At 58.7% G+C, this 24,352-nt stretch carries 25 protein-coding genes, 1 tRNA gene and 1 pseudogene; 9 read left to right on the top strand and 18 right to left on the bottom strand.

The annotated features are described in order from the left end of the window. Positions 1-244: 244 nt before the first annotated feature. Complete coding sequence (gene glmS, locus ETAA8_RS09005) at positions 245-2,134, top strand: glutamine--fructose-6-phosphate transaminase (isomerizing) (protein ID WP_145087629.1); 1,890 nt, start codon at positions 245-247, stop codon at positions 2,132-2,134. 15 nt (positions 2,135-2,149) lie between these two features. Here glmS and ETAA8_RS09000 read toward each other — a convergent pair whose 3' ends face one another. The 7 genes from ETAA8_RS09000 to ETAA8_RS08975 form a co-directional block, all read right to left on the bottom strand. Next, the gene (locus ETAA8_RS09000; RefSeq protein ID WP_145087627.1) at positions 2,150-5,350 is read right to left on the bottom strand and encodes a PDZ domain-containing protein; all 3,201 of its coding nucleotides are present in this window, start codon (positions 5,348-5,350) and stop codon (positions 2,150-2,152) included. A 37-nt stretch (positions 5,351-5,387) separates the two neighbouring features. Further along, positions 5,388-5,606 (bottom strand): CPXCG motif-containing cysteine-rich protein, encoded by a 219-nt coding sequence (locus tag ETAA8_RS08995; RefSeq protein WP_238397710.1) that lies wholly within the window; start codon positions 5,604-5,606, stop codon positions 5,388-5,390. A 108-nt stretch (positions 5,607-5,714) separates the two neighbouring features. Next, a complete protein-coding gene (locus ETAA8_RS08990) occupies positions 5,715-6,155 on the bottom strand; it encodes a cytidine deaminase (RefSeq protein ID WP_145087625.1) in 441 nt (146 codons plus the stop codon). Between the two features lie 10 nt (positions 6,156-6,165). Next, a complete protein-coding gene (locus ETAA8_RS08985) occupies positions 6,166-6,828 on the bottom strand; it encodes an alpha/beta fold hydrolase (RefSeq protein ID WP_238397709.1) in 663 nt (220 codons plus the stop codon). A gap of 167 nt (positions 6,829-6,995) precedes the next feature. Then, positions 6,996-7,136 (bottom strand): hypothetical protein, encoded by a 141-nt coding sequence (locus ETAA8_RS34500; RefSeq protein ID WP_202921695.1) that lies wholly within the window; start codon positions 7,134-7,136, stop codon positions 6,996-6,998. A gap of 27 nt (positions 7,137-7,163) precedes the next feature. Further along, positions 7,164-7,811: an LLM class flavin-dependent oxidoreductase gene (locus ETAA8_RS34495; protein WP_202921694.1), complete on the bottom strand. Its 648-nt coding sequence runs from the start codon at positions 7,809-7,811 to the stop codon at positions 7,164-7,166. Between the two features lie 641 nt (positions 7,812-8,452). Then, complete coding sequence (locus tag ETAA8_RS08975; RefSeq protein WP_145087623.1) at positions 8,453-9,196, bottom strand: polysaccharide lyase family 7 protein; 744 nt, start codon at positions 9,194-9,196, stop codon at positions 8,453-8,455. A 363-nt stretch (positions 9,197-9,559) separates the two neighbouring features. Here ETAA8_RS08975 and ETAA8_RS34490 point away from each other — a divergent pair, with 363 nt between their 5' ends. Then, complete coding sequence (locus ETAA8_RS34490) at positions 9,560-9,724, top strand: hypothetical protein (protein ID WP_202921693.1); 165 nt, start codon at positions 9,560-9,562, stop codon at positions 9,722-9,724. A gap of 25 nt (positions 9,725-9,749) precedes the next feature. Here the strand turns inward: ETAA8_RS34490 and ETAA8_RS08970 are convergent, their stop codons facing one another. The 3 genes and pseudogenes from ETAA8_RS08970 to ETAA8_RS34485 all read right to left on the bottom strand — a co-directional run bounded on the left by ETAA8_RS08970 (position 9,750) and on the right by ETAA8_RS34485 (position 10,860). Beyond that, positions 9,750-10,313: an RluA family pseudouridine synthase gene (locus ETAA8_RS08970; RefSeq protein WP_145087621.1), complete on the bottom strand. Its 564-nt coding sequence runs from the start codon at positions 10,311-10,313 to the stop codon at positions 9,750-9,752. Between the two features lie 17 nt (positions 10,314-10,330). Next, a pseudogene (locus ETAA8_RS35875) lies at positions 10,331-10,483 on the bottom strand (pseudouridine synthase); the annotation flags it as partial. 32 nt (positions 10,484-10,515) lie between these two features. Beyond that, positions 10,516-10,860 carry a S4 domain-containing protein gene (locus ETAA8_RS34485; protein ID WP_202921692.1) on the bottom strand — a complete coding sequence of 115 codons (345 nt, stop codon included), beginning with the start codon at positions 10,858-10,860 and terminating at the stop codon, positions 10,516-10,518. A gap of 147 nt (positions 10,861-11,007) precedes the next feature. Here ETAA8_RS34485 and ETAA8_RS08960 point away from each other — a divergent pair, with 147 nt between their 5' ends. The 5 genes from ETAA8_RS08960 (at position 11,008) to mutY (ending at position 15,647) form a co-directional block, all read left to right on the top strand. Further along, entirely contained in the window at positions 11,008-11,388 is a 381-nt protein-coding gene (locus ETAA8_RS08960; protein WP_202921691.1) for a hypothetical protein, read from the top strand. Positions 11,389-12,322: 934 nt separating this feature from the next. Continuing rightward, a complete protein-coding gene (locus tag ETAA8_RS08955; RefSeq protein ID WP_145087615.1) occupies positions 12,323-13,045 on the top strand; it encodes a hypothetical protein in 723 nt (240 codons plus the stop codon). Continuing rightward, a complete protein-coding gene (locus ETAA8_RS08950; RefSeq protein ID WP_145087613.1) occupies positions 13,030-13,506 on the top strand; it encodes a hypothetical protein in 477 nt (158 codons plus the stop codon). Before ETAA8_RS08955 ends, ETAA8_RS08950 begins: the two co-directional genes overlap by 16 nt. Further along, on the top strand, positions 13,503-14,447 hold the full coding sequence (locus ETAA8_RS08945; protein ID WP_145087612.1) for a peptidylprolyl isomerase: 945 nt from the start codon (positions 13,503-13,505) through the stop codon (positions 14,445-14,447). The genes ETAA8_RS08950 and ETAA8_RS08945 overlap by 4 nt, the downstream gene beginning before the upstream one ends. Before the next feature lie 18 nt (positions 14,448-14,465). Then, positions 14,466-15,647: an A/G-specific adenine glycosylase gene (gene mutY, locus ETAA8_RS08940; protein ID WP_238397708.1), complete on the top strand. Its 1,182-nt coding sequence runs from the start codon at positions 14,466-14,468 to the stop codon at positions 15,645-15,647. On the opposite strand, the gene ETAA8_RS08935 is transcribed toward mutY, so the two are convergent. From ETAA8_RS08935 to ETAA8_RS08920, 4 genes are all read right to left on the bottom strand, one after another. After that, positions 15,632-15,970 carry a translation initiation factor gene (locus tag ETAA8_RS08935; RefSeq protein WP_145087610.1) on the bottom strand — a complete coding sequence of 113 codons (339 nt, stop codon included), beginning with the start codon at positions 15,968-15,970 and terminating at the stop codon, positions 15,632-15,634. The two genes, mutY and ETAA8_RS08935, sit on opposite strands and share 16 nt — an antisense overlap. A gap of 108 nt (positions 15,971-16,078) precedes the next feature. Next, entirely contained in the window at positions 16,079-16,663 is a 585-nt protein-coding gene (locus ETAA8_RS08930) for a hypothetical protein (protein ID WP_145087608.1), read from the bottom strand. 86 nt (positions 16,664-16,749) lie between these two features. Then, positions 16,750-18,093 (bottom strand): histidine--tRNA ligase, encoded by a 1,344-nt coding sequence (hisS, locus tag ETAA8_RS08925; protein WP_145100325.1) that lies wholly within the window; start codon positions 18,091-18,093, stop codon positions 16,750-16,752. A gap of 131 nt (positions 18,094-18,224) precedes the next feature. Continuing rightward, positions 18,225-18,686: a YkgJ family cysteine cluster protein gene (locus ETAA8_RS08920; RefSeq protein WP_145087606.1), complete on the bottom strand. Its 462-nt coding sequence runs from the start codon at positions 18,684-18,686 to the stop codon at positions 18,225-18,227. A gap of 694 nt (positions 18,687-19,380) precedes the next feature. Between ETAA8_RS08920 and ETAA8_RS08915 the strand changes: the two genes are divergently transcribed. After that, entirely contained in the window at positions 19,381-19,629 is a 249-nt protein-coding gene (locus tag ETAA8_RS08915) for a hypothetical protein (protein WP_238397707.1), read from the top strand. Positions 19,630-19,936: 307 nt separating this feature from the next. On the opposite strand, the gene ETAA8_RS08910 is transcribed toward ETAA8_RS08915, so the two are convergent. Both ETAA8_RS08910 and ETAA8_RS08905 read right to left on the bottom strand, forming a co-directional pair. Then, positions 19,937-20,542 (bottom strand): hypothetical protein, encoded by a 606-nt coding sequence (locus tag ETAA8_RS08910; RefSeq protein WP_145087604.1) that lies wholly within the window; start codon positions 20,540-20,542, stop codon positions 19,937-19,939. 20 nt (positions 20,543-20,562) lie between these two features. Then, positions 20,563-22,116, bottom strand: coding sequence for an arylsulfatase (locus ETAA8_RS08905; protein ID WP_145087603.1), 1,554 nt, complete (start codon positions 22,114-22,116; stop codon positions 20,563-20,565). Between the two features lie 289 nt (positions 22,117-22,405). Here ETAA8_RS08905 and ETAA8_RS08900 point away from each other — a divergent pair. Then, positions 22,406-22,479 (top strand) — tRNA-Arg (locus ETAA8_RS08900). A gap of 71 nt (positions 22,480-22,550) precedes the next feature. Here ETAA8_RS08900 and ETAA8_RS08895 read toward each other — a convergent pair. After that, positions 22,551-24,032, bottom strand: a complete 1,482-nt coding sequence (locus tag ETAA8_RS08895) for a hypothetical protein (RefSeq protein WP_145087602.1) — start codon at positions 24,030-24,032, stop codon at positions 22,551-22,553. 52 nt (positions 24,033-24,084) lie between these two features. Then, entirely contained in the window at positions 24,085-24,348 is a 264-nt protein-coding gene (locus ETAA8_RS08890; protein ID WP_145087601.1) for a MerR family transcriptional regulator, read from the bottom strand. Between the last annotated feature and the right edge of the window lie 4 nt (positions 24,349-24,352).

Genomic DNA, 24,352 nt, shown 5'->3' with positions numbered 1-24,352 from the left:
CTGCCTCTTCCCAGTTCGCTCTTTTTGGTATTCTTCCGGGCAACGGCCGGCAGAGGGAAGTTGTTGCTACGTCGCAAGTTATTGCAATACATGAGCTTGCGCGGTTCCGCAGAAATGTGGCAACAACCACAACAGACGTGGCCGAGCGACCTAAACTTCAGAATGGAAACGACTTAAAGGCCAAAGCGGGCGGCAATGGCCAGTTCGTCAGTGGAATATTGCGAACAGGAACAAGGATCGACTCATGTGCGGAATCGTCGCTTACGTCGGGCACCGTCAGGCAGCTGAATTTTTGATCGACGGCCTTCGCCGGCTGGAATACCGTGGCTACGACTCTGCCGGGCTGGCCACCGTCTCGAGCGATCGTCGCATTCACATTGTGAAGGCCGTGGGCCGCATTGATGCCCTGGCCGAAAAGCTGAAACGCCACTGGGCTCCCGGCACCGTCGGCGTTGGGCACACGCGCTGGGCAACGCACGGCGTACCGAACGAAGTCAATGCTCACCCACATCGGGGTGGCGATGATGCCGTCGTCCTGGCACACAACGGCGTGATCGAAAACTATCGCGTCCTCAAAGAACGGTTGGAAGAAGAAGGTTACGAGTTCGTCTCGGCCACCGATACCGAAGCCATCGCGCACCTCATCGCCAGTTGCCTCGCCAAGCATCGGGCGCAGCAAGCAGAGGGGACGCAAGGCGAATCGTGCATTCGCGATCCTTATGCCATTCCAATTGCTGCCATCAACGAGGCCACCGGTAAGTTGCGTGGGACCTATGGCCTGGCCATTTTGCTCCGCGATTATCCGGGCGTGATTTTCGCCGCGCGACAAGGAAGCCCGCTGGTGGTGGGTGTCGGTCATGGCGAATATTGGGTCGCCAGCGATGCTTCGCCCCTCGCCGGTCGCACCGACAAGATTGTCTATCTGGCCGATCGGCAACTGGCAGTCATCACGGCCGATTCGCTGCAAGTGCTCGAACGAGATCTGGGCATCGTGGCCCATGCGGTGGAGTCGCTCGAGATGGAAGTCGATGATGTCGGCCTCGAAGGCTTTCCGCATTACATGCTGAAAGAAATTTACGAACAGCCCGACTCGCTGACCGCCGCCATGCGTGGCCGCTTGAGCGATGTCGATGCGACGGCCGTCTTCGGTGGCCTGAACCTCACGCCGCAACAACTGCGAAACGTGAACCGGATCGTCCTGACTGCTTGCGGCACCAGTTGGCACGCCGCGATGGTTGGCGAGTACCTGATTGAAGAACTGGCTCGCATTCCGGTCGAAGTGGAATATGCCAGCGAACTGCGCTATCGCAATCCGCCTGTCGAACAAGGGACGCTGTTATTCGCCTTGACCCAAAGTGGTGAAACGGCCGATACGCTGGCTGCCCTGCGTGAGATGAAGCGTAAAGGTCATCCGTCGCTGGCGATTTGCAATGTCGTGGGGAGCACCATCGCCCATGAAGCCGATGGCGGCGTTTACTTGCACGCGGGACCAGAAATTGGCGTCGCTTCGACCAAGGCTTACACCTCGCAAGTCGCCGTGATGACGATGCTCGCCCTCTACTTCGGCCGGTTGCGGCACCTGAGCTACGAAGCGGGTCAGCGGATTATCACGCAGCTGCGCAAATTGCCAGACCTGGTACGAGAGACGCTGGAAGTGAACGGCGAAGTTCGCCGCATTGCCGCGAAGTACGCCCACGCCAATAACTTTTTGTATCTCGGCCGGCAGTTCAATTTTCCCACGGCCTTGGAAGGGGCGCTCAAGCTGAAAGAAATCAGCTACATCCACGCCGAAGGCTATCCCGCGGCCGAAATGAAACACGGACCGATCGCACTTGTCGATCAACACACCCCGAGCGTATTCCTGATGCCACAGGGCGGCGTCTACGACAAGGTGATGTCGAACCTGGAAGAGATCAAAGCTCGCGGCGGGCCGGTCATCGCCATTGCTGCCAAGGGTGACAAGGAAATCGCACGGCTGGCCGACGATGTGATTTACGTCCCAGTGGTCGAGGAATTCCTCTCGCCGCTGATTAACATCGTCCCGCTGCAACTGCTGGCCTATCACGTTGCCGTCCACCGCGGCTGCGACGTCGACAAGCCGCGCAACCTCGCCAAGAGCGTGACCGTCGAGTGACCGTTTCGAGTAGGCCTACGGCACGCGGCGAGCAAGCTTTAGCTTGAGGGGCTGCTTGTTGCCGCTGCGGTCGATTTCGAGCGTGATCTCTTGGCCGGCATCTTTCTGTTCGATGCTGGCGATCAAGTCTGGCCAACTGTGCAACGTGCGTGCTTCGCACTTCAAAAGCACGTCGTTGGGCTTGAGGCCAGCCGCAGCTGCCTGAGGCGACTGAATCTCGCCGACCACCAGTTTGGGGCCAAGTTCGCTCTCGTGCTCGATGGTCGTGAACCCGAGTAGTGGTTCGCTTCCTGCGGTCCAACTGCCGAAAACTTCGCCGTTGCGCATGCGGGCGACAGGATCGGGCAAGCCACCTTGGATGGGCCGCTCGAACAACAGGCCGCCGAGTGGATGCCGACCGACGTTAAGTGCCATCAAGTAACCGTGCCGATGAAACAGCACACCGCCAGGCTGCCAATCGGTTGCGTCGAGTGTGCTCCACATCTGCCCGCGCACTGCTTGTTTCACTTCGGCCTGCACCGCTTGCAGTTGAAAGCCACCGCTCAACTTCGCGGGTAACAGCATGGCTACATAGTCGTCGGCCAGTTTCGCTTCGGGTTGGTCCCAGAAGGGAACCGAGTTGAACCCTGGCGACTTTTCGGTTTTCACCATCCCCAAGTCGCGCTCGCGGCAGATGCCTTTCGTTTTCGCCGCGAAGGTCTTGCCGTTGTGCGTGTGCACGGTCACGTCTTCGTTCGGCGAACCGAGCGCGTGGCCGGGAACCAGAATCTCGCCGTCAGACTTGATTACGACGCCACCTGTCCAGCGACCGTCGCGAAACTCAATGCCCACGAGCGCTGGGCCCATTCGCTTGGCGATGTCGTTGGGCCACAACTTCAAGGCTGTCGCGGCATCTTCATACGAGGAATCTCGCAGCGGCAAGCGATCAAGATCTCCCGGGCTGCGGCCGAGGAAAATGTGATCGACCCCTACACCCTCGCCTTCGAAGCAACTGAGGAGCACATCGCGCAGTTCGAATTCGCCGAAGTCGGCGAACAGATCGCGAGTAATCACAATCCAGTGCTCGGGCAGGTCGCCATCCCAAACTCGCACGGCCGAATCATATGCGGGCTTGCCTTTGCCGGTATCGAGACGATAGGGACGGCGTCCCGCCGCAGCGGGTTGAAACTCGATCGAGAGTCGGCCCTTCGCTTCTTTCTTTTGCTTTTGCGGCCGACGAACGGCGAACCTGACGAAGCGATACTCGCCCCACTCTGGCCGCTCGCGAATCATCAGCGAGGCTTGCAAGCCGAGGCGATAGAGTCCGTTGCCTGTCAGTTGTAAGGAGCCGCGCCCGGAAAAACGATCGGCCGTGATGTACGTAGCACTGCTCGCACCGCTCGACGCTTCCGCCGTGAGTTTGGAGCCATCTTCGTACAACGCGCACGTCAGGGGAGCCTCGTGTGCGGTATAAATCGCCCGCCAGCGAATGGGGGAGGCGTCGGCTGGACCAGGCAGCTGACGGATTTCGATCGGGAGCGATTGTTGATTTGTCTGCTGATAGGGAGCCAATGAAACGACCAGCGGCGGTGTGTCATTGGGTGACGTGCGCAGTTCGGGAACTTCGAGTTCGGCAGCCAACTTGCCAGCAATGCGGACTTCGATTTTGCCCGGTGGTCCTTGGTTGCGCAAGCGGCTAGCCGCGACCACCAGCCACTTATCGTTGGGCTGAATGGCAAGTTCGCGGGTCAGGACTAAGGGCCGATCCTTCATTTGCACGGCCGGTTGAAAACCTTCTTCGCGCCGCTCGAGATTGCGGCGCTCTTGCGAGACGAGCAACTCGCGTTGTTCAGTCGTCGCACCTAGCGCGGGCGAGACATCCCAATTCTTCCAAGCGATGAATTGCTGCGTGCGACGGCGAGCCAGTTCCTGCTGAACCACCACGGGGTCAAACTCCAGCCAGCCGTCGCCCAGGTTCACGTGGTCGCGGATATCGAGCGGGTCAGCGCCGCTAGGGCGCCCTTCGTGCACTTGATCGAGTTCAATAATTAAATGAGGAGCAGTGTTGGCAATGATCGCAGGCAGCGTGAGCCTGCCTGTATCGGCGACCACTTCGGCACCTTGCAACAGCGGACTCTCCCACAGTTGAGGTTCTGCCGGTTGCTTGCCGTCGTTGGTTTTGATTCGCACCCGGGCACAGCCGCCGCGGCCAGCAATCCGATCGAGACAAACTTGCGTCCGGACGGCAACGCAGCCCAGCGGCAAGGGCAAAGACAATCGTCCCGGCGCTTGTAGCCCGAGCCCGCTGCCGAAATCGGTCTTTAGACTTCGCAGTGGCCCCCCCAGGATGTTGCGATTGTTCTCCCAGCGGGCACTGGCCTGCGCTGCTGCCTGGCCACGTTGCAATTCGAACGCGCGTTGCAAGGGAACTTCGGTCTGGCTGAAGAAGCGCCAGGTCGCGATATCGCGAACGGGAATCCAAAGTGGATCGAGCGACCACGCCGGCTGTAGCGCGTGGACCCAGCGAATCGAGTCGTTACCGTTCCCTTCGAACCGGGGCGTGAAACGCTCGGGCGAACCGGTAACAATCAAACCATGCGACGTTTCGAATTGCCACAAGCGGGTCTCAGGCTTAGTACACAAGGTTGCCAGTTCATCGAAATGCAAACGCCACGGGTTAGGAACGGCTGGCAGGTGCAGTTCAGAAATATCGGAAAAAGGAACGCGGCGGGCTCCTTCCTCAAGCAAGATTTGCACGGTGGTCCCATCGAGCCGATAGGCTTGAAATTGCAACGTGCGGCCATCACGAAAAAAGAGATTCCCGGGCTGATAATCGAGCTTGCGCCGGCGCTGCCAAATGATGCGGCGGACGTAACTAGTCTCGACGCGCAGGCGCGGCACCGGGCGTTCTTTGGTCGGTTCGAGATGAACGCGGGGCTCAACCACCAGATGCGCGGGCCACGGCTCGTCTTTCGACTCCAGGCCCGTTTGCGCGAGCAAGGTATTTCCCGGCAAACAGTCGCCCGTGTGCATTTCGACACAGGCCGCGGGGACTTCTGCCAACGGTTGCGAACGATCGCGCAGCCAGCGGGCGGGATTGCCGGCATCTAATAAAGGCTGGCCATCGAGCCGGGGAACTCGCTGGGGCTCGTGCCAATCGGCCAGTGCTTTGCCCTGCACTCGCTGACCGTTTTGCAGCAGTCCTTGATAGCGAGGAGTCGCTTGCGCGGCTGCCATTGATACGGCAACCAAGCAGAAACCAATTGCCAGCGCGCTATTCAGGCTCAGCCCAAGCGCGCGCGGAACCATCGGGCTCGATATCGAGATGGACGATGTTAGGCCGGCAGCAAACCGGGCAATCTTCGACAAAGGACTGCTCGGCCCCTTGGGTCGAATCGATGGGAATAACAATTTCTTCTCCGCACGCATCGCAGACATACGAGGCTTCTTGCGGCATCTCGCGCACGCGCCGGCGACGACGTTTCTTAGCCATGCCAGCAGTATAACTCAGGTGGTCGGTGGCGTGAGAAGTGTTACAGGCGGGGTCGGGAGGCAGGACAAGGAGAGGGGGTGACAAGGTGAAGAATACAGGTGAAGAATATTACGAGCGGTCAAAGATGAAGCGGCCGGGCAATAGGTGGGCGAGATTGACTTCGATCGCCTGTTCGGGGTGGTCGGAGTCGACAAGCAGGATGGAGAGATTGGGTGCGAACTCGGCCAGCACTTGCCGACATGCGCCGCAAGGAGTTACACCGCCAGCCGAAGCGATGACGAGGCGCGAGAATGTTTTTTCGCCCGCGGCTACTGCCGAGAAAATGGCCGTCCGTTCCGCGCAGTTGGTCAATCCGTACGAAGCATTTTCCACATTGCAGCCGCTGAAGAGTTTACCTTCGGTCGCATGCAGCGCGGCACCAACTAGAAACTTTGAGTAGGGCGCATGCGCGCGCAAGCGAACCGTCAGCGCGGCCTGCACCAGCAGGCGATCGGCAAGCGGCAGATCGGCAACTTTGTGCGTGACAACCGGCAGGATTGATTCGGGCATCAGCATGACCCTACAGCACAAACGCTTTCACAATCGCAGCAAACTTGGCGGGCTGTTCGAACGGCAGCATGTGCGCGCTGTCGTCGAACACTTCGAGCCTGGCCCCGGCAATCGCTTTCGCCAGGTACTCACCATAGGGGAGCGGAATGAGCTTGTCGTGCCGTCCCCATAGAACGAGCGTTGGACACGCGATGCGGCGCAGGTGAGCAGCGAGTCGCGGGTTGTGCAGATAAGGATTCCAACCAACGCGGGCAGTGGCTTCTCGCGCGCGGAGCCAATGGAGGATGCGCGGATCTTCGAGATTGCTGGGCATCGCCAGTTTTGCGGCCGGATTGTTGGGATCGAGGAACACCAACTCGCGCATCTGGTCGAGATCGTCGATAAACAGCTCGCCCATTTTGGCATCGGGCAGGCGGATGCCAGCCGAATTCACCAACACCAACTTGCTGACCAGATTGGGGCGCAAGATTGCCAGTTCCAGGCTGGTCCAACCGCCCAGCGAGAAGCCCACAATGGGAACATTCGAAAGTTTCAACTCGGCAAGCAGGTCGACGTAATGCCAGGCGTAATCGGTGACATCGCGAACGTCTTCCAAGCCTTTCGAATCGGCAAAGCCCGGGTGAGCGGGGAGCAACACGGTAAAGCTCTTCGCCAATTCCTCGTGAAAGGGCATCCATTCCGTCTCGCCCCAGCTGAGTGCAAATACAGCAGCGGCGGACCACTTCCCCCTTCCGTCAGCTGAGTCTTTTTGCCGGCAACGTTGATGAAGCGAGTGTTTACCATTGCAGATTGAATGCAGAATGCAAAACGAAGAATGCAGAATAAAATGCGAAACGAGTTTTAGACCGCCGCAGCCATTTCGGTTCGGACGTTCAGTTTTTGGAGGGCGGGCATCACTTCGCTGGCGAAGAGGGTCATGTTCTTCTTCGTCAGATCAGCGGGGAGTGTGCCGATTTGGAAGAGGCCGAGCAGGTTACCCACGCCGAGCTTCTTGATGTAATGGCGAGCTTATCGCGCACGGTGGCAGGGCTGCCGACAATGGCATACGCGCCGTCTTCGATTTCCTGCCGCGTCTTCACGTTCATCAGGAACTTCTTCAAGGCCTGATGAATGCCCACGAGCGACCGCGGACTGGTGTAGCCAGGCGGAAAGACCACCAGGCCTTGAGCAACTTCTGCGCGAAGAACATGAAGTGCTTTTCGTATTCTTCCCAGGCTTTCTCGTCACTCTCGGCAACGTAATCGGGCAGAGCCAGCCCAACTGCTCGGGATCGGCTTCATAGCCGTTCTTCTGGCACGCTTCGCGAACATATCGAAGTTGCGTTGGAAGAAGTCGACGTGAAAATAGGGAATGCCATGTAGGCATAGCGGCGTTCGGCACGAACTCGATTGTCTCTTTGCTTCCCGCACCGGGAATCCAGATCGGCGGGTGGGGCTGCTGCAAGGGCCGCGGCCAAGGATTCACATACTTCAGCTTCCAGAACTCGCCGTAGTGCTCGAAGGGGCCGGGCTCCGTCCAAGCTCGCACCACCAGATCGAGCGCTTCGGTGTACATGGCGCGCGCGTTGGTCGGGTTGATCGAAAAGCTGTAGTACTCGGGGCCGCCACCGACGACGAGACCGGCAATCAGTCGGCCGCCGCTGATGACATCGATCATCGCAAACTCTTCGCGACGCGTGTCGGCGGGTTATAGAGGGGCAGCGCGTTGCCGATGACCGCGATTTTGCACCGTTGGTCTGCCGCGCCAGAATCGAACCCATCAGGTTCGGGCTGGGCATGGTGCCGTAGGCATTTTGATGGTGCTCGTTGACGCAGACGCCATCGAAGCCCAACGTATCGGCCAGGACGAGTTCGTCCAGAAAGCGGTTGTAGAGCGTGTGCCCGTGACGGGTCGTACAGTGAATTGGAAGCTTGTCCAGGCGGAATCGTACTGCTCGTCGAAATTCTGCGGCAGGCGATCCCAGGGCATCAAGTGAAACGCAAAACACTTCATCGCAGCGAACTCCCCACAAATGGACCAATAATCCACGTGCCAGTCTGGCAAATGGAGCCTGGATGGGCAAGACGTACGTCTGGACGGTTCTATCAGTCACGGAGCACCGGAGGCGAGTCATTCGATGACTCGCATTTTCATATTACTCCACCATGACTATTGCAGACGGCCAGCGAATTGACAGTCCTCTCAGTTACGGAGTGACTGAGCACCGTAGACGAGTCATTCCATGACTCGCTTTTCCTGCTGGCGGCATTTAGGCCAGGTGTGGTGTGTTCCAGTCACGGAGTGACTGGACTACGGACTCAGTCACGGAGCGACTGAGCAGCGTGGGTGACAGCCAACTTGCGAATGATGACTTCGCCATAGGCAGCGGGCATGTCTCCTGTTTGGAGATTCGACTGCGTGTAGCAACCCGCTTTGAAGTAGCAGCCCCTGCGGTTGACGGGCCAGTCCAATTTTTCGGTGCCGTCGTACCAGACTCGCACGTGACCGTCAGCCGCTTCAATTTTCAGATCGAAAAACTGACCCAGCTGGTAGTTCTTGGCAAGTTCCACTCGCCGGTCGAGTTTTCGCTCGACAAACAGTTTGGTTCCCTCCAGTCGGATCATGATCAGATCGTCGTCGGCATCATGAATTTGAGCGCAGACGACGTGCTTCTTTTTCTCTGGCGTGTGCGCGATGGCAAGCGTCGCGGTCAGCGTGTGAACAAGGCCATCGTTCGTTCCCCAGCTGGCGCTCGACTTGCCGTCGGGCTGCATCTCGCGCAATTCACTGCGAGGGAACTTCGAGTTCTTCGTCGTATCGGCACCGCAGGCCGCGCGAAAGGCCACTCCCTTGGCCAGTGGATCGACGAAGAACCACTTTGCATCGCTGAATGCGTTGAGTTCGGGTTGCTTCACTTCATCCGGCGAGCCAGCCCGTGCGGTATCGACGGGAAGGGTTAGTTTCCAAGCGGTGAGATCGAGAACATCAGCGGGGACGTCGGCAGCATTGGTGGTAGCGACGATGGAACCGCTAACGAACAGCAGCGCTAGCACGATTTTCATGGTTGATCTCCCGCCACGAAGTGACAGCCATTATGACAGTTGTGGTCGCTGTACTGCCCCGGAACTGAACTTTGACTGCGGCGGTTAGTAAGCGTTGGGTTCAATGCATCGGACAAGCTTGAGACTCATCGGTTTGGCTCACTCGTATCGGTCAAGTTACAATCCGGTTCCGACTCGCCCAGCATCCGGGCGAGCGAGTTAGCCTCATTGTTCGGCGGCTATGTGAAATGAAGTACCGTGATCCTCTCGAGACTACTTGTCCTCATTGCTCGGGTTAATTCACTGCAAATTGTCGCGGATTTATTGAGGCTCCGTGCTAGTTGTCCTGCCTGTGGAGAGCCGCTGCACGATCAAGGCAATCGGATGCGCGCGGACTTCGACGGCTGGAGCCAGTTTATTACGCTGGTGGAAATCGTGATCGAGATTGAGAAGACGCTGGGGGAAACCATTGACGATGCTGAAATAGAAGGCGCACACACCGCTGCGCGACATCGCACGAGTCGTGCGCAGCCACTTGGCACCAGGTGACGATGACGAGGCCCGGGCCATTGAACTAGTCCTGGAAGCGGCGAAAGAGTTGCGCTGCTGTTCCGTAGCAGACATGAACCTGGACGTTCCGATTATCGATGCGGTTGACCCAAGCGCTGGGATAGAAGGTAGCCGTTGCATTCGTGGTAATGACGTAGTGCGGTTCAATCGTCCCAAAAGGCGAGGGGACGGGAGCGTCAAACGTGCGAGCGGGGAAGTCGTCAGCGGCAGGGAGTGAGATTTGCTCGGCGTGCAAGAGTAAGCGCGGATGAGTCGGTGGCTGAGGACCGTAGAGGCGGTCGCCAAGGATGGGGGCGCCGAGGTGGGCGAGATGGACGCGCAGCTGGTGGGTGCGGCCAGTCTCGGGGAAGAGGCGAACGAGTTGGCGGTTGTTCGTGGCAGCTTCGATGGCGTAGCCCGTGACGGCGCGCTGGCCGCCGCGAGTGACGACGGCCATTTGATCGCGCCGCGTGGGATGAGGACCAAGGAAGGCGTCGATGGTGCCGCTGTCGGCGAGTTGATTGGGCTGGGGGACGACGGCCAGGTATTCCTTGCGAACGGTGTGCGCCTTGAAGCAGCATCGAGATATTTATTGACCGGGCCGGGACGGGTGAGGATGACGATGCCCGAGGTATCGCGGTCGAGGCGATGAAACAGAATCAGCGGGCCAAAGCGGGCCTGGGCCAATTCGAGCAGCCCTTCGGCCGGGGCGAAGCGAGTCGCCTCCGAGAGGAGCCCCGCCGGCTTGTTGACGGCAATCAGGTCCGGTTCGTCGGCGAATCAGCCAGGCGTCATCCCAGGCAGTTGCCACGGCGTCTTGTCTGCTGGAGGATCGGCAATCTCCCAAGCGGTCGCCCGTTATTCACTTCCCAAGACGACAACTTGACGACCCGCCCATTCAGTTTCACTTTGCCACTGCCGATGACGCGCTCGACAGCCTGGCGGCCCCAAGCTGGAAATTGCTTCTTCAGCACAGCATTCAGCCGCGTGGACTTGGCGAGTCCCTGGGCAGTGAAACGAGTTGTGGGGCGCGAGGGCATGGGGGATGAGTTGGTGGTTTGATAACGGTTTGCTGGAAACGGGGCGTCTTGAAATCGACAGCCTGATTGTACGAAGCGGCTGGCGGCTGAAGACATGGTCAACTCGCCCGAAAAACCTCCCGACGCCGGGCAGTTGGTTTGCCAGCGCGACTGGTTATTTTTCCTCCCGCTCGTGACCAGAGGTGTCACGGGCCTGTGGTTCAATCGGCAAAACGAGTCATTCTTTTTGCCGGGAGAAGAACCATGATTGCGGAAGCGAAGGTGCCGCCGAGCGGACGGGATTTCGAAATTTATCGGCTGGCGAAGATCGAGATGCATACGACGCGGCTGATCGCGAAAGCGCTGAGCCTGTCGCAGACCCGCATCTGCCAGGTGATTGCGCGCGGTTACCGAGTTTCTGCTGGAGGCGGTCCCCGTCGCCGCCAACGACGAGCACGCGAGCGCCAATTGGCCCTGGCCAGGCAACTGGCAGCTGAGCGGTTCGATGTGCTGATCGGCGAGGCGATGACCTCGTTTCGCGACTCGAAAGGACCGCAGACCATCATTCGCGAAGTGGAGTTGCCGGGCCGAATGCCGACGCGAACTTCGACCATGGGAAAAGTTGCGGCGAAGCCCGCTATCTGACGGTGGGGGCCCGTTTGACTCAACTGGCCGGAACGCTGATGGCCTCGGAACTCTCCGGATTGATTGCAGCTGCCCTGCCCGAGCACCTATCTCAGGAACCCAGTTCTCAGAAACCCAGCCCCCCGAACGAGGACTGTTCAGCTACTCCGCCTGCAGAAGAACTTAGGCGCGCAGCGAAACGCAAGGCCGATGACGCAACTGACGACGGCGAGACTACTTTGCACGAGAAGCTAATCGCCCAGTCGCGCCCTAAGCGCGCGATCTTCGCAACTGTTCAACGGGACGATTTTCAATCGGAAGATGTTCACTTGCCACAAACGACTGATGTAGAACCAGCAGAAACTTCGCTCGATCAGATTGTCCCACCCCTCAACCGTCAGCAGCGGCGAGCACGCCAAGCCCTGCTCGCCAAAAAGAAAAGAGCCCAGCGACGGCAACGAGCGTCATAAATAGCAAACTTGCCGTCAGTTGGTGACGATTCGCGCTGGCCTTCGTCAGAAAACCCGAAGCGTCAGCGAGGAGAGCGATCGGGAAGCACAGAACAGAAATGTGTCGTGATTCGTTCGATCGATGCTCGTGGCGAATTGCAGGTGACCGAAGCGAATGGCCTGACAGCGAAAACAACTCAAACCGACGACAAACACTCTCCTCGCTGACGCTTCGGGTTTCCTAAAAACTGCAAGACGGAGAACTCCCCGCGTAATCGCTGCAGCTATATCGCGCTGCGCAGGCTGCTACAATGCGCTGCAACAGCTGAATCTAGTCAGGCGACTGTTGCTCATCAGGGAACTCTCCCGCGGAGGTATCTCATCGTGAACGCTACGTTACTCGTCATCGGGCTCTTGTTCGCCCAAGCCGACACTACTTCACCACAAAGGAACCGCCTGCTGCGGAGCAGCCACTCGCCGGCGAAGCCTTAACGGCCAAGGTGCGCGTGTTGGTCAAGCAACTCGATAGCAATCAACTGGCCCAGCGCGATGCGTCCGAGAAAGAGTTGGTCGCGCTCGGGGCCGATGTGCTTGAGCATTTGCCCGTCGTCAACAATCGAACGCCAGCCGAAGTTCGCAACCGCCTGACGCGCGTGCGCGCCGCGCTGCTCAAGATTGCCGTCGAAGCAGCCACCAGGCCCGCAACCGTTTCGCTCGATGGCGAAATGAATGTGCTCGAAGCTTTGAAGAAAATCACCGAGCAGACCGGCAATGCGTTTGTCGATTATCGCGAACGCTTCAACCAGGAAGAGAAGAACCCCAAGATCAAGGTCAGCTTGGAGAAGGTTCCCTTCTGGCAGGCGCTCGATACGGTGCTCGATGCGGCGGAACTCTCGCTGTACGACTACGACGACGAAGCTTCGGCACTCGCCTTCACCAATCGTGATGGGGCCGCACTGAAGCGAACAGGGCAGGCGTTTTATAGCGGGCTATTTCGACTGGAGCCGAGCCGGATCGAAGCGGTGCGCAATCTGAAGAACCCGGCCAGTCGTTCGCTGCGGTTGACGGTCGATGTGGCCTGGGAGCCGCGGCCGATTGTGCTGCAGCAGCCGCTGGCCGAAGTCGAAGCCAAGGACGAAAAAACAAGCTGGAACTCGATGGGAGCCAAGGTGAACTGGAGTTTCCCGTCGAAGGGACCAACGCCGGGATCGAAATGGATTTTCCGCTAACTGCCCCCGAACGCGCCGTGAAGCAGATCGCCTCGATGAAGGGGAAACTCATGGCGACGGTGCTGGGGCGAGTCGAGACGTTTGAATTCACCGACCTGGAAAAAATCAAACAGGCGGAGCAAGAGCGCGGGGGCGTGACGGTGGCCGTCGAAGAGTGCCGCAAGAACAACGAGATCTACGACGTCGAGATTCGGGTCAGGTTCGACAAAGCGGCCGCGCTCGAATCGCATCGGGGCTGGATCTACAACAACGAGTCCTACCTGCTCGATCCCAAAGGTAACCGCATCGAACAGGCGGGGCTCGAAGCCAACCTGCTCGACGTGAACGAAGTGGGGCTGTCGTACAAGTTCGACCTGGGGGATGCCAAGTCGCCGGCCGGCTACAAGTTCATCTACAAAACACCCGCGGCCATTATTCGCATTCCGGTCGAATTCGAACTTAAGGGAATCGACCTCCCATGAGTTGGCTACTTGTTCGCTCTGTCACTACGGCGGCAATGTTGTCGCTTGTCGTGCTTAGTCAGACCCGTGCGCAAGAGGTGAAAGCGCCGGCAGTTGCCGCCACCGTGAATGGCGCGGCCATCAGCACCGCGCAGCTTGAACGAGAGTTGGCCCTGGTGGTGAAGGACCGGCAGTTGACGCCGGCGCAGCGCGAGGCGATTCAGAAAGAAGTGTTGGCGCATGCCATCGACCGGCGACTGGTGTTGCAATGGCTCGCGCAATCGAACCAGGCGGCCAGCGAGCAGGATGTCGATTTGGTGCAAGCCCGCCTGCTGAAGAAGTTGGAAGCGGAGTCGATCAAGCTGCCCGACTATTTGCAGGCACAAGGGCAGACGGCGGCCGAATTTCGCGAGCAGCAGCGGTGGGAACTGACCTGGCAGCGGTATCTCGATCGGTATTTGACGGCCGCGAACTTGCAGAAGTTCTTCGAGAAGAATCGCCGCGAGTACGACGGCAGCGAACTGCACGTTGCTCACATCTTGCTCGCCGCACCCAAAAACGCCGATGAAGCAGCGTGGCAAGAACTGCGCGAGCAGGCAGCCGATCTGCGCCAGCAGATTAGCGAGAAGAAACTGCCGTTCACTGATGCGGCGAAGCAATTTTCGAAATCCCCCACGGCCACCAAGGGGGGCGATATTGGCTGGATCAAGCGCCGCGAACCGATGCCCGAGAGCTTTTCGGCCGCTGCCTATCAACTGCAAGTGGGCGAAGTGAGCCCGCCGGTCGAAACGACCTTCGGCGTCCACTTGATCACCTGCTTGGAAGTTAAGCCCGGTACGCGCACCTGGCAAGAGGCGGTCGATGAACTGCGTCCTGCGGTGATCCACTACTTGTTCCGCTGGATCGCCGATAAAGAACGCACCACCGCGAAGATCGACTACACGAACAACTGGCCGCACTAAGGCACGCCACCGAACATCATGGATGTACCCGCCGACGATTTGCTCCGTTCCGCGCCGCTGAGGCGCAAACTGGCCCGCTCGATCTTGACGTGGTTCGATGGTGCCGCGCGCGATTTGCCGTGGCGACGGACGCGCGATTTGTACTGCATCTGGGTCAGCGAGATCATGCTGCAGCAAACGCAGGTGGCGACCGTCGTCGGCTATTACGAACGATTTCTTGCCGCGTTTCCCGATGTTCGCACGCTGGCTGCCGCTGACGAAGCGCGCGTCCTCCGATTGTGGGAAGGACTGGGTTACTATCGCCGTGCGCGGCAGTTGCATGCAGCCGCAAAGCAGGTGGTGGCCGAGCATGGGGGGGAGTTTCCGCGCAGTTATGAAGCGGTCCGCGCGCTGCCGGGAATTGGGCGCTATACGGCAGGCGCGATCCTGTCGATTGGTCTCGACCAGCGGTTGCCGATTCTCGAAGCCAACACCATTCGCGTGCTGAGCCGGTTGATTGCCCTGCGCGATGATCCGCGCAGTACGCAGTCGCAACTGACGCTGTGGTCGGTGGCCGAAGCCATCTTGCCCGCCGAGCGGTGCGGCGCGTTCAACCAGGCCCTGATGGAGCTCGGCAGCGAAATCTGCACGCCACGAGAACCGCAGTGCGCGACGTGCCCGGTGGCTGTCTGCTGCGCGGCGCGAGCGCAAGGACTGACCAAAGAGATTCCGCTGGCCGCGAAGAAGACGGAGTACACCGACCTCACCGAGACAGCAGTCGTGGTGCGGCGCGGCAATAAGTTCTTGGTGCGGCAGTGCCAACCCGGCGAACGTTGGGCGGGCCTGTGGGATTTTCCACGGTTTGCTTCGGCAGCAGTCGCTGATGAATCCTGGCTGACGAGTGCGCGCGAGCACTTGGCCAGTTGGTTGGGTGTGCAGATTGAACCGATCGCGCACCTGACGACGACGCGCCACGGCGTGACCCGGTATCGCATCACGCTGCAAGTGCTCGATGCGCGGTATGTTTCGGGCAAGGTTGCCGACGATCTTGCCCCGCCGAGCCTGCGGTGGGTTACGTTGGCCGAGTTGGCCGAAGTCCCGCTCTGCGTGACCGGGCGGAAGATTACCGGCCTGCTGGCGGAGAAGAAAACGAAGCAGAAATCGCCTGTTCAGAAAAAGCCAGCGCGGACGAAGGTCAAGCGCGCTCAGCCCACGCGATAGCCAATCGTACGGAGCAAATCGCGCACGCGCTCGGCATGATCGCCTTGAATCTCGATCGCATCGGCTTGCACAGAACCACCAGCGCCGCAGCTGGTTTGCAGTTTGGTGAGGAGTGCGGGGAGGTCACTCTCGGTGGGTGCCAGGCCGCGGACGACGGTGACCAGCTTTCCTTTTTTTCGCTTCTCGACCGTGACTTTGGCCGTTTGCTTGTCCGGCGGCAGGAGGGACTTGAGGTGCGCGGGGCACTGGCACTCGGTTTCGAGGAGTCCGCAGCGGTCGCACTTGGGTGGCTGGTCCCAGGTTGTGCCGGAGAAGAGTCGCATCGAAATCGTCCTTCCAGTTCACGAGGCAAGAAATAAAACCGGCGATCACCAATGATGGTAATCGCCGGAGTCTCCCCCCTGGAGTTTTACGTGATCGAGCAAGCGGCGTTAGTTGCCGATGCTCGGCGGGTTGTTGGCGAAATAGTCGCGTGGGCCGCGAGTGGTGTAGTAGGGATAAGCGACTTGAGCCGACTGCGGTCCTTGCGGGCCGTTGTATTCGCGACTGAAGTGATGTGGAACGCCGTGCATGCCACGGGTGCCGGCATGCAGGCCGCCGTGACCGCCGTGACCGCCAGCTCCGCCGTGGGCACCATGTCCACCACAGCCGCCGGGGCCGCAGCCACCTTGGCCAGCGTAACCGCCCCCCTGGTCGCCATAGCCACCACCTTGGCCGTGGCCGCCACAGGCAGCGCATTGGCCGCCGCCACATTGACCGCCGTGGCCGCATTGGCCACCACAGGCACCGCCGGAGCAGCCGCCATGACGTTTATGAATTCCGTTGCAGCCCATGCTCAGGGCAGCAGTGGCCAGCAAGGCCACGAAGACGAGATTGCGCATAAGCGGATCATCCTTGAGCAGCGTCTGGGTCGAGATCTCGGCGATCGCCGCGGGAGCGAAAGCGGAGCAACAGGCCGCGGGCGAACGTCGTTGCGGGCGACGGGCGCGACTCGGCACGATTGCTACCACCATCATCGGCGCTACGAGCCGGAAAATTGATAGATGCCGGAAGAATGGAGAATCCGGCACAACCGGACAAGAAGGTCTGCCGGTCAGCGAAGTTATGAGGTCGCTAGCAGCCGCTGCAAGGTGGTAACAAGCGACTGCCCGGGCTCAGTCGACTGCATCTCCAGTGGGACTTCTTCGGTCGCCGTCGTGGCCAGATTCTTCACCTGGACGATACCCGAATCGAGTTCGCGCGAGCCGGCGATGATGGCCAGCTTGAAGCCTCGCTTATCGGCGTACTGCAACTGCTGGCCCAGCTTCTTGGCATCGGGAAAGAGTTCGACGCCGATGCCAGCGTGGCGGATGAGGGCGGCGATCTGCAGATAGTCGTTCAGCCGGTCCTTATCGAAAAAGGCGACCAGCACCGGAGCGGGCGTGCTGACTTTTTCGAGCAGTTGCAGTTCTTCCATGGCGGCGAGCAAGCGGTCGAGACCGAGCGACGCACCAATGCCGGGCAACTCCTGCTTGGTGAAGAGCCCAGCCAGATTATCGTAGCGACCGCCGGAGCAGACGCTGCCGATGGTGGGAAGATCGCCGAGGAAGGTCTCGAAAATGGCGCCGGTGTAATAGTCCAGCCCACGGGCGATGCTGACATCGAGTTGCAACTTGCCGGGGGCAACTCCGCTGGCCTGGGCACCGCGGAGGATCTGCCGCAAGCGTTCGACTCCTTCTTCGCCTTGGGCATTGCCGGCGAGCAATCCGCCCAACTGCTGGAGCATGTCGTCGCTATCGCCGGAGAGTTCCGCCAGCTTAAGGACTTGCTCGGCTTGCTCGGCAGTCGCTTCGGCAGCGGTCATCATTTCCTGGGCCACTGCTTCGCGGCCGATCTTGCCGAGCTTATCGAGCGCACGGAGGATCGGCACGCTCTTCTCGGCCAGATTCAACTTGGCGAGCAGTCCACTGAGGACTTGCCGGTTGTTGACGCGGATCGTGAAGTTGTTAAAGCCGATAGCCCGCATCAACTCGTGAATGACAACGGCCGTCTCGATATCGGCAGCGACACTCTTGGTGCCGATGGTGTCGAAGTCGCATTGCATGAACTCGCGATAGCGGCCACGCTGGGCTCGTTCGCCGCGCCAGACCATGCCAATGTGATACCGCTTGAAGGGAGTTCCTAATTCAGCCGCATGCTGGGCTGCAAAGCGAGCGAGCGGGACTGTGAGATCAAACCGCATACCGACGCGGCGACCGCCGTTATCTTCAAATTGATAGAGTTGGCGATCCGATTCTTCGCCACCTTTGCCGGTGAGGACTTCCAGATATTCTAGGGCCGGCGTATCGATGGGGCTGAAGCCGAACGAGCGATAGACGCGCTGGGCCGTCGCAATCAGGCGCTCGCGCGGAATCATTGCCGCGGGCAAATAGTCGCGAAAGCCGGCGAGAGTACGTGGTTCAATCAATGATTTGGACATCGTGATAGGGTCCGCGATGCGGACCATTAGGTGCGCTAGGTTCAATGAAGCGAGGGACACGGCGCAACGGGCAAAGTTCGTACTTGCTGCTGCACGCATTATGGTCCGCACAGCGGACCCTACGAAACCAGCGGCAAACCGATGGGGCGCGGGCTGCGAATGCTTTGACTCCGATCGCCGGGGCCTTTGCCGCGCCCGTAACGAGCCTCGACGTATTCTTCGACTTGCTCGGGCGTTTCGAAGTAGTGGTCGTAGGTCCAGTCGTCTTCGTATTCGCAGCCGTCGGTATGGTAGTCGCGACAGATTTGCGGCCGGGTAAAATAGATGCCGCAGCGATTATCGCTTTGCAGATGCCGGCAGGTGGTATGAACCAGCAGGTACCAGACATTGTCGTCGATAAAGATCGACGCCCGATCGTGCAGCAGGTACCAGCGGATGTAGTCGAAATCCTTCGGCTCGGTGGGAGTATCGATGGGCAGGGCGAAGTACTTGCAGCACTTGGCCGTGCAATGCTCGCACAGATTCACGTCGGCGGGCATGGAGGCCCGGCGTGGTTTGTTCGGTGCAGCCAGATCGATCATACATGCCCCCGCATTCGGTTCGCGCAGCCAGTAGCCAACGGCCGAAACAACTTCGTTCCGGCGGTGAACTCAAGTCAACTGCGCCGGCCGAAACGTGCCGACGATTACTTGCGGTGACGAATGCGAGCCCGCATCCGCCGCTTTTTTCGACCCAACTTCCGCCGTCCGCGACCCGTCTTCTTAACACCCATGTGAACTTATCCCAACAAAATCAATAACCAGAGAATCCGAACCGATTTCGGTCGTTTGCGAACCCAGAAGTGTAGCGGTCAGGCCCCCTAGTCAGCAAGTCGTGATCGGGGGTGGTTTTTCAATCTGGCGACGGCCATCGCCACCCGGGCAGGCAGGCAATGGAACTGAAGTTCGTGTTTTTGTCTGCTTCAGTCAGGCGGCTCGAGCTGTGGTTGATCGTTGGGCAGGAACCTATACCCGGTAACGACTTACATCCTAATCCTTTTCACCCCCTCTCCTTGTCACCTTGTCTCCCGTTCGCTTCCATCGTCCCAAATCCCGAAAAATCGTTGCTTTCGTCAAAGTCAGCCAACGGGCGGGCCGATATTCACTGCTGTTGAGAGGTCCGGTTGTATCGACCGCGCAGAATTTGCCGTTCGGTACTAGCTGGCTCGCTAGCAACGCTGGTTCAATCGTAACCGAGGCCCGATGGTGGGCCTTGCGACTGGGAGAGATGCTCGCCATGAAGACTGCCTCGCACCGCTGGATGCAAATGACACTGGCCGCTACCGGCTTGGCGATCGTGGCTGTAGCCAACACGGGCTGCCAAATCACCGAGGCAGGCCAAACCCTTCCCAGTGGCTATTACATTCAGGATGACATCCAATATTTTGCGCCGGGCCCTGAGTTCAAGCTGCAGCGTGAAGCGGCAGCCATGAAGGCCTATAAGAACGACCTCGAAGCCCAGCAAGCGGCTCGTCAGGTTCCGTAGGTGAGGTAGCTCATGCTCACCAATCGATTTTCTGTGGTAATACTCTCGCTGGCCGTTCTCTCGCTAGCGATTTGGACCGTTGTGATTGCGGCCCGCCAAATTTCTGTAACTCGCGGGCCGGCTCAAGAGTGGCACCCATCTGCTGCTTTTCATCGTGAGAGCACAACCCATTTGTTGCCGGCATCATGGGTCGGCAGCAACGACAAAACTCTATTTTTCGCACCAGTCCCTGGGTTTGATCTGCAGCGTTAAGTGGCCGCTATGAAGGCCTACAAGCAAGATCTAGACGCTCGGAATGCGGGCATTCCTAGAGCTGAATGATCGTCTTGGTCTCGCGAGTGACCGGGTCGTAAAAGACGTAGGCTGCCGCCTTATCGGGAAAGTAGTCTTCGATCTTCACTTGCCCGAGGAACACCAGCGGACCATTGGGTCCAATAGGCCAGTTCGGCGAGCGCAGCCACTTGGGAGCTTTCGAGGCAAACCGAAAGCGCTGGTGTAGCTCTTCTTTTAGCCAATGCTGGAGAGCTCTGCCTTTGCGACCTTCGGCCAGCGGCATCAGGTTTTTGCTGATCCAGTGCGAATCGACTTGTAGCCACTTGGGTTGGGCATCGTGATAGACATCGTGCAGGTCGGAGTAGTCGTCGGTGGCCTCGTACTCGATCTGGTTCCGCTTGAAGAAATCGCAGAGCGCCCGCTGCGCGTTGAGAATCCCACTGACATCTCCAAAATCCTGTGAGATGACGAAGTGGTACGCGCTGCCGGCCAGCAGCACATAATTGGGCCGCTTCAGATTCGGGTCGGTCGTCAGCAATTCTTCGAAGCGATCGTCGCTATACAGCAGATCGCGAAATTGCTCCGGCGAAATTTCGCCCGCGACGAACTGCTTGGCAATTTCCAGGGGTGAGGAATCCATAGTTCTCTTTGAGAGCAGCGTTACTTTTTCTTTGCCGGCGTGGCTGGTACCGGGTCGCCGAGTCCCTTAATCGGAAAGTCGATCGAAGGTAGGTGCTCTTTTTTCATGATGGCATCCAGCTTCGCGACGATGTCTGGGTTCGCGGCTGCGACGTCGTTCGTTTCGCTTTCGTCCAGACGGATGTTGTAGAGTTCGATTGCAGCGGGTCCTTGAGCCAACTTTTGCCGCACGGCTTTCCATTCACCCACGCGCACCGACTGTTGGCCGCCATAACCAGGAAACTCGCGATAGAGAAATGGTCGGGCGGGCTGCACTTGCCCTTCGAGCGTGGGTTGAAAGCTAATGCCGTCGATTAGCTCCGGAATCGCGCTGGCGAGTCCCGCCAGATCGAGCAGCGTCGGCAACCAGTCTTCGAAGCCGGTGACGCGATAGCTGGTCGTGCCAGGTTCGATCTTTCCTTTCCAACGAACGAACGTGGGCATTCGCACGCCCCCTTCGTAGAGCGAACCTTTAAAGCCGCGGAGATTTCGCTTCGATTGAAAGAAGTCGGTATCGGTGCCGCCGAAGCGATTGTCGAGCGGGCCGTTGTCCGAAGAAAAGACATAAATCGTATCTTCGTCGAGCCCCAATTCGTTGATCTGATCGAAGATCCGACCGACATGGGAATCGAGTCGGCTGACCATCGCGGCATACGCGGCTCGAGGTGTGCGATGCGGCAAGTACGACTTGCTGCCGTCGTAGGGCGGGTCTTCTGGGAAGGCACCTTTATACGCGGCGAGACCATCTTCGGGCACTTGCAACGCGAGGTGAGGAATAGTGGTCGGAAAGAACAAGAAGAAGGGCTCGCCCTGGTGGTCGCGAATGAACTTCACCGCTTCATCGGCGATCAAGTCGGGAGCGAACTGCTTGCCGCTGAACTGCGCGTAGGTCTTCGGATCATTGATGTCAGCACCAGCGGGCAACTTGGCGCGGGCAGGGAAGGCTGGGTTATCGAGCGGCAACTGCTGGTCGTTGGTCCAGAGGAATGTGGGATAGTAATTGTGGGCAACGCCCTGGCAGTAGTAACCAAAGAAGCGGTCGATGTGCTGCTTCATCGGCTCGCCTGTCGTTGCCTCGCCCCCTAGCCCCCATTTGCCGAAGGCACCGGTCGCATAACCGGCCTCTTTCAGCAGCTTGGGCAATGTGACCGTTCCGCCGGGAAGCGGAAACTGGCTTTGCGGTTTGATCTGCTTGTTGTCGCGAACAATCGCATGCCCGGGGTGCATGCCCGTCATTAGCACGCAGCGTGAGGGGGCACACACCGCATTCCCCGAGTAGTGGTGCATCATCCGCATGCCATCGCGAGCTAATTGATCGAGCCGCGGTGTCTTGATCTTCTCCTGACCAAAGCAACCGAGATCGCCGTAACCCAAATCATCCGCCAGCAGGAACACGATATTTGGACGCCGTTTCGGGGTTTCCTGTTTAGCCTGCTGGCCTTTCTCTTGACCGTTGACGATTGAAACTGGGGCGATCATCAGCATGACCGCGACCAGCAGGGCGAGGTTACGAACAGTAAAAACGGAGTGCAGCATAACAACTCCCGAGGGCCGATCTGGCTGGCGAAGAGGCGGGGGCATAAGGGGAAGTGAGAGTCGCTAGTATCTTCAGCCCGCTGGAACGGGTCAACGCGACGAGTGGGAACAGCCGATTCTAAGCCCCACGACGAACCGCTTGCCTCTGCCTCGCACTTTCCTGGCAAACTGTAACCCGCGAGCCTCAAGGGAATTAGTTACTGGCCATTCGCGCCCGTGTTGCCTCTCCTGCCCGCGGTTGTTAAACTACGTGCTTCGCAACCGGCAGGAGCCTTTCCACCAGCCGCCTGCACCCATAGCTCAATTGGATAGAGCATCGGTCTACGGAACCGAAGGTTAGAGGTTCGAGCCCTCTTGGGTGTACTTTTAAGTCCTTGTGAGCAATGGACTTGCGAATCGTTTCTGAAAAACAGTTCGCCGGGCGAATCTGGTGTTCAGATATTTTCAGAAACGCCGCACTCTTTGCCAGCCTCCGAAGGCTTCTTTTCCCCATTTGCAGACTGCAAAGTCTGGCTCAGTTCTGCTGCCAGTTTGCCGACTAGAGACCAGTCCTCAACCGCAGTCGCCGCCGTGAGCCTATCCTTTAGGTCGGTGAGTTTGTTTTCGGGCCGATAGCCGTAGCGGCTCGCCACTTCGTGCGAGAGGCTGAGCACGAGCCGATGAAACGAACGGTTGCTTGAATGACGCATCACTTCGTCTTCTTCGGAAGTGTAGTAACCGGTCATCACTGCCTCACTCAGCTTTGCATCCTTGGCAACCAATCGATTCACGTCTTCACCACGCTTCGCATTTTGCAGCGAGGTTTTCCGAAAAACATGAACGGTGACTTCCTTTCGACCCGTTGCAATTGCCCATTGCTTGATGCGGTCTTGAAACCACCTTACGAACGCTTCCGGCGAGTATTCGGCGTTAACCTGAGCGGCAATGCCGTTCTGGCCTGCGTGAAGATAGTGCGAGCGCAACTGCTTGCTATACGCTGCAAAGACAAAAGGGCTGCTAGTCTCCTTTATGGCCGCAAGTTCTTCGATCAGACCAAGCGGCAGCCTCGCCCATTTCACCATGTTCCATTTCCCCACGATGCGAAAGTGACATTCCTGTCCGATCTGCTTACAGTCATCCCACGATAAATTTGCCAACTCGGCAACTCGGTTCCAGGTCCAAAGGCAGGTCTTCACGGCAACCGCAGCAGCAGTAACGCTACTCCATTCATGTTCAAGAAAATCTAGGACCGAGAGCAACTCCTCGTTGTTAAAGTGCCGCTTGGCTTTCTTCACACCTTTGATCCGCTGAAATTTTCGCCAAGGATTCGAGGTCAGGAGTTTTGCGGGGGCGACGACGCCTCGCACGCATTTGTTCCCGGCGTCAACGTTCGCCCGTTCAAAAGCCGCCGCCAGCGCTGTCGACCACTTAGCCACGGTATTCGAGCTAAGAGTCTTAACGTTCTCCCGCTTCGCTCGTGGGTACGACAGTCGCCAACTCTTGGGGAGTTTCAGCGCTTCTCGCTCGAACTTAGCGCAATCGTCGGGAGTCGCTAAGCTGATCGCAGGAAGTTTCACAATTCGCTGAAATGCATCGATGGCTTCGAGACAGCTTTTTAGTGATGTGGCGGCACGTTTTAAGCCATTGGCTGAATGGTCTCGCTCAAAGTGACGCCGCTGAATCTCCTTGAACTCTTCGTCTGACAGCACATCATCCGTGGCTGTTGGACGTTCGCCGCCGTTTCGCAACATGGCTTCAGCGGCGGCGATAGCAGCCTTCAACTCACGTTTGCCAGTGCTTTTGCTGTTGCCAAGTCCGGCCCAGTAGACGTACCACGCCTTCTGCCGACCAGTCGGTGGATGCAGGGTGACGCAGATTGGATCGCCGTTGACGACAACACTGAATCGTTCCGGCGCAATTTTCGGCTTTCGAGGCATCGCTTGTTTCTCCATTGGGCTACGACAGCTAGACGCCCGTCGGAAAGGAAAATCAGCGATGCTCGATCCACTGGTCGATTCGGCTTCGATAGAGTTTCCAGGGCTTGCCGTTCCCAGTGCCAGGAACGAGGCAAGAAGGAGGGATTCTTTCCTCTCGAACCATGACTACGACGTAATCGGTCGTGCATCCCAATCGCTCGGCGATGTAGGGCGTGCCGACTTTATCCGGCGGCGGTCGGTCGAAATAGTTCGCTATGCGAGCGAGATTCGCAGCAATCTCAGCAATCGCTGAACTTAGTTCATCGGACTTCTTCATGGTT

The organism is Anatilimnocola aggregata (assembly GCF_007747655.1).
GTDB lineage: Bacteria > Planctomycetota > Planctomycetia > Pirellulales > Pirellulaceae > Anatilimnocola > Anatilimnocola aggregata.
The sequence above is the reverse complement of the archived record's forward strand: the minus strand, read 5'-3'. Positions and strand labels throughout refer to the sequence as shown.

Bases quoted from the DNA above. Each gene is read 5' to 3' on its own strand.
- glmS (WP_145087629.1), top strand. From the start codon at position 245: ATGTGCGGAATCGTCGCTTACGTCGGGCACCGTCAGGCAGCTGAATTT.
- ETAA8_RS09000 (WP_145087627.1), bottom strand. From the start codon at position 5,350: ATGGCAGCCGCGCAAGCGACTCCTCGCTATCAAGGACTGCTGCAAAAC.
- ETAA8_RS08995 (WP_238397710.1), bottom strand. From the start codon at position 5,606: ATGGCTAAGAAACGTCGTCGCCGGCGCGTGCGCGAGATGCCGCAAGAA.
- ETAA8_RS08990 (WP_145087625.1), bottom strand. From the start codon at position 6,155: ATGCCCGAATCAATCCTGCCGGTTGTCACGCACAAAGTTGCCGATCTG.
- ETAA8_RS08985 (WP_238397709.1), bottom strand. From the start codon at position 6,828: ATGCCCTTTCACGAGGAATTGGCGAAGAGCTTTACCGTGTTGCTCCCC.
- ETAA8_RS34495 (WP_202921694.1), bottom strand. From the start codon at position 7,811: ATGATCGATGTCATCAGCGGCGGCCGACTGATTGCCGGTCTCGTCGTC.
- ETAA8_RS08975 (WP_145087623.1), bottom strand. From the start codon at position 9,196: ATGAAAATCGTGCTAGCGCTGCTGTTCGTTAGCGGTTCCATCGTCGCT.
- ETAA8_RS34490 (WP_202921693.1), top strand. From the start codon at position 9,560: ATGCGCGCGGACTTCGACGGCTGGAGCCAGTTTATTACGCTGGTGGAA.
- ETAA8_RS34485 (WP_202921692.1), bottom strand. From the start codon at position 10,860: ATGTCTTCAGCCGCCAGCCGCTTCGTACAATCAGGCTGTCGATTTCAA.
- ETAA8_RS08960 (WP_202921691.1), top strand. From the start codon at position 11,008: ATGATTGCGGAAGCGAAGGTGCCGCCGAGCGGACGGGATTTCGAAATT.
- ETAA8_RS08950 (WP_145087613.1), top strand. From the start codon at position 13,030: ATGGATTTTCCGCTAACTGCCCCCGAACGCGCCGTGAAGCAGATCGCC.
- ETAA8_RS08945 (WP_145087612.1), top strand. From the start codon at position 13,503: ATGAGTTGGCTACTTGTTCGCTCTGTCACTACGGCGGCAATGTTGTCG.
- mutY (WP_238397708.1), top strand. From the start codon at position 14,466: ATGGATGTACCCGCCGACGATTTGCTCCGTTCCGCGCCGCTGAGGCGC.
- ETAA8_RS08935 (WP_145087610.1), bottom strand. From the start codon at position 15,970: ATGCGACTCTTCTCCGGCACAACCTGGGACCAGCCACCCAAGTGCGAC.
- ETAA8_RS08930 (WP_145087608.1), bottom strand. From the start codon at position 16,663: ATGATGGTGGTAGCAATCGTGCCGAGTCGCGCCCGTCGCCCGCAACGA.
- ETAA8_RS08920 (WP_145087606.1), bottom strand. From the start codon at position 18,686: ATGATCGATCTGGCTGCACCGAACAAACCACGCCGGGCCTCCATGCCC.
- ETAA8_RS08915 (WP_238397707.1), top strand. From the start codon at position 19,381: ATGAAGACTGCCTCGCACCGCTGGATGCAAATGACACTGGCCGCTACC.
- ETAA8_RS08910 (WP_145087604.1), bottom strand. From the start codon at position 20,542: ATGGATTCCTCACCCCTGGAAATTGCCAAGCAGTTCGTCGCGGGCGAA.
- ETAA8_RS08905 (WP_145087603.1), bottom strand. From the start codon at position 22,116: ATGCTGCACTCCGTTTTTACTGTTCGTAACCTCGCCCTGCTGGTCGCG.
- ETAA8_RS08895 (WP_145087602.1), bottom strand. From the start codon at position 24,032: ATGCCTCGAAAGCCGAAAATTGCGCCGGAACGATTCAGTGTTGTCGTC.
- ETAA8_RS08890 (WP_145087601.1), bottom strand. From the start codon at position 24,348: ATGAAGAAGTCCGATGAACTAAGTTCAGCGATTGCTGAGATTGCTGCG.